Source organism: uncultured Flavobacterium sp., assembly GCF_963925415.1.
Classification (GTDB): Bacteria; Bacteroidota; Bacteroidia; order Flavobacteriales; family Flavobacteriaceae; genus Flavobacterium.
Map to the genome: position 1 here is coordinate 1 of NZ_CAWUTS010000111.1, position 2,902 is coordinate 2,902.

The 2,902-nt window shown below is 32.4% G+C and carries 2 protein-coding genes; both read right to left on the reverse strand.

The window, feature by feature from the left end:
* Positions 1 to 366: 366 nt before the first annotated feature.
* Positions 367 to 1,647 (reverse strand): UDP-N-acetylmuramoyl-tripeptide--D-alanyl-D-alanine ligase, encoded by a 1,281-nt coding sequence (gene murF, locus AABM47_RS08970; protein WP_338410586.1) that lies wholly within the window; start codon positions 1,645 to 1,647, stop codon positions 367 to 369.
* Positions 1,648 to 1,716: 69 nt separating this feature from the next.
* Positions 1,717 to 2,902, reverse strand: a 1,186-nt coding sequence (gldJ, locus tag AABM47_RS08975; RefSeq protein ID WP_338410587.1) for a gliding motility lipoprotein GldJ, incomplete at its 5' end; no start/stop codon positions are given.

Here is a 2,902-nt window from a genome sequence, read left to right on the forward strand (position 1 = left end):
GTCAAAGATTTTCTGCTGTTTTTCTCCACTATGGATTTCTGCCCGTTACAAGTACTTTATTTTCTTTTGTTAGGTGTTATTTCTTTTCTGTAATAAGCCTTTGCGTAGGCTGAAACGTTGAAATTTTACACGAACCTTGTTCATAAGGTTACTTGCAACGTGTTGCCGCATGGCGATGTGGCGGATTAAATAAGCCTAAACTTTCGGTTTATGACTTAACTTTCAGACACAAAACAGCTTTTGAAAAAGCAATAAACAATATTGTTATTTCATTTTTTAATTAAATTATTCAATAAAATGCAGTATTTGGTTTGAAGTTAAATGAATATCGCCCACAAAACTTCAACAGAAATGTTGGAGTTTTTTTTACAAAATATCTAAAGTACGTTCTAACGCCATACCTCTAGATCCTTTAATAAGGATTAAACTTTTGTATATAGGATTTGTTTTAATGTGATTTGAAAGTCTTTCAAAATTTTCAAAAAATTTAATATTTTCAATTGTTTTTTTATTTTGAAAAAAGTGATCGCCTATGCAATAAACATCAATATCAGTGTTGGAAACTAAGTCAACTATTTTTTGATGTTCTTTAAAACTTTCATTTCCTAGCTCAAACATATCACCAAGTATTGCAATTTTAGGAGTTTTTGTTAGCTGTAAAAAATTTATTAAAGCAGCATTCATACTGCTCGGGTTTGCGTTATAAGCGTCCAAAATAATTTCGTTCGTTTTTTTTAATATAATTTGTGATCGATTGTTTATGGGTATATAATTTTCAATAGCAGTTTTAATGGCCAACACATCTACGTTAAAATAATTTGCAATAGTTATGGCGCAGTTGATGTTATTTGCATTGTACACGCCTATTAAATGGGATTGAATGTTGGTGCTGTTATATTTGATTTTAACCATAGGGTCGGCACAAACGGAATCTATAAAAACTGTAGCGTTTTGATCTTTTTGTGAAAACGTAATCCTATTGATTGCAGTAGTTTTTTGATTTTGTATGGTGTCGTCAAGATTGATAAACGCAGTTTTCGAATTATTTTTTAAATAAGAATACATTTCGCTTTTACCTATAATAACTCCTTCGGTCCCGCCAAAGCCTTCTAAATGTGCTTTTCCAAAATTAGTAACATATCCAAAATTAGGTTCAGCAATTTCACACAATAATTCAATCTCTTTTTGATGATTAGCACCCATCTCAATTATGCCTATTTCGGTTTCTGAAGTTAATCTTAATAAAGTTAAGGGAACCCCTATATGATTGTTTAAATTACCAATGGTGGCTATGGTTTTATATGTGCTTGATAAAACGGCATTTATCAACTCTTTTGTTGTAGTTTTTCCATTACTTCCTGTAATACTAATGATAGGAATGTTAAATTGTTTTCTATGGTAATTAGCTAACAACTGAAGCGCTGTTAGGCTGTTGTTTACTAAAATTGTTTGATCATTAATATAAAACTCAGGGTTATCTATAATTACGAATTTAGCTCCTTTTTTAATGGCTTCATTTGCAAATGTGTTGGCATCAAAGTTTTCTCCTTTTAATGCGACAAACATTGAATTTGTCTCAATATTTCTTGTATCGGTTGAGATTGAAGAGCATTCTAAAAATTTTGAATATATAGCGTTTATTTCCATAAAGTAAAGATATAAAAAAAAGCCCTTTTCAAAAAGGGCTTTTTTTTAATAATGTATTTTATTTAAAAACTAGTTTCTAGCCTTTTTTTTGTTTAATTTAGGTCCTACTTTTGACATTGCACATCTAAACCCAATATAGTCAGTTGCCATGTCTTGAGGAAAATATCTTCTTGAGGCAGGGTCTAACCAATAAGCTCTATCTCTCCATGATCCACCTTTGTATACTCTAACATTGTCATCAACAAGTGTTGTTCTTTTGTTCGACTTGTCATATTGTTTTAATAAGTTACCTAAACTATCTTTTGATACTGAATGTTCAGGAGAATCATACATTCTGTATTTGTTTTTTTCAGCTTGAGATTCTTCTTCTGTATTTCCAAAATCAAAATAACGTGTAGATTGTCTGTCACCATCTCTGTAATTTCTGTTGTCAGAAGTAGAAAATTGAGTTCTTAAATACGTTTCATTTTCATCAACGGGTACTTGAGCTATTTGGCCAGGATAATTACGTGCAACAATTTTTCCGTTGCTTAAAGTGTCATAGGCAATATTTTCTGAAGTAACTAATTCTACATTTCCGTCTTCACCAATTTTATTTTTCATATATACATTACCTCTGTAATAATTGAAATCATTAGCTTCGTCATCTACCATTGGTCTGTATACATCTGCAACCCATTCGGCCACATTTCCAGCCATGTCATATAAGCCAAAATCATTAGGAGCATAAGCCTTTACATATTGTGTAATATCGGCACCGTCATCAGACCACCCTGCTATTCCACCATAATCACCCTTGCCCTGTTTAAAGTTGGCCAGTTGATCACCTTTGATTTTTCTTTTTCCTGAACGCGTATATTGTCCGTTCCACGGATATTTCTTTTGTCCTTTGTATAGGTTGTATTCTCTATTGCCAACCAATGCTGTTGCAGCATATTCCCATTCGGCTTCTGTAGGCAATCTATATTCGGGTAAAAGGATGCCTGTACTTCTTTGTGCATATACATTAGTAGCTGTTTCATCTGCATTTTGACCTTTTTTTCCGCTTGAGCCTCTAGCTCCTTTTTTAAGAACAACATCTTCATTTCCGCCATAGCTTTGTGTTGGTGTTGCTAAATAAGTTTCAGTACTAAAATTAGCATCCGCCGATACTTCATCAATTTTTGAGTCTTTTTTTAAATATTTTTCTCTTTCTAATATGTTTTCATTAACACGATCGGTTCTCCACTTGCTAAATTCGGTTGCCTGAATCCAG

What these genes read in the sequence shown, in the direction of transcription:
- murF (WP_338410586.1), bottom strand. Translation starts at nt 1,647, where the DNA reads ATGGAAATAAACGCTATATATTCAAAATTTTTAGAATGCTCTTCAATC.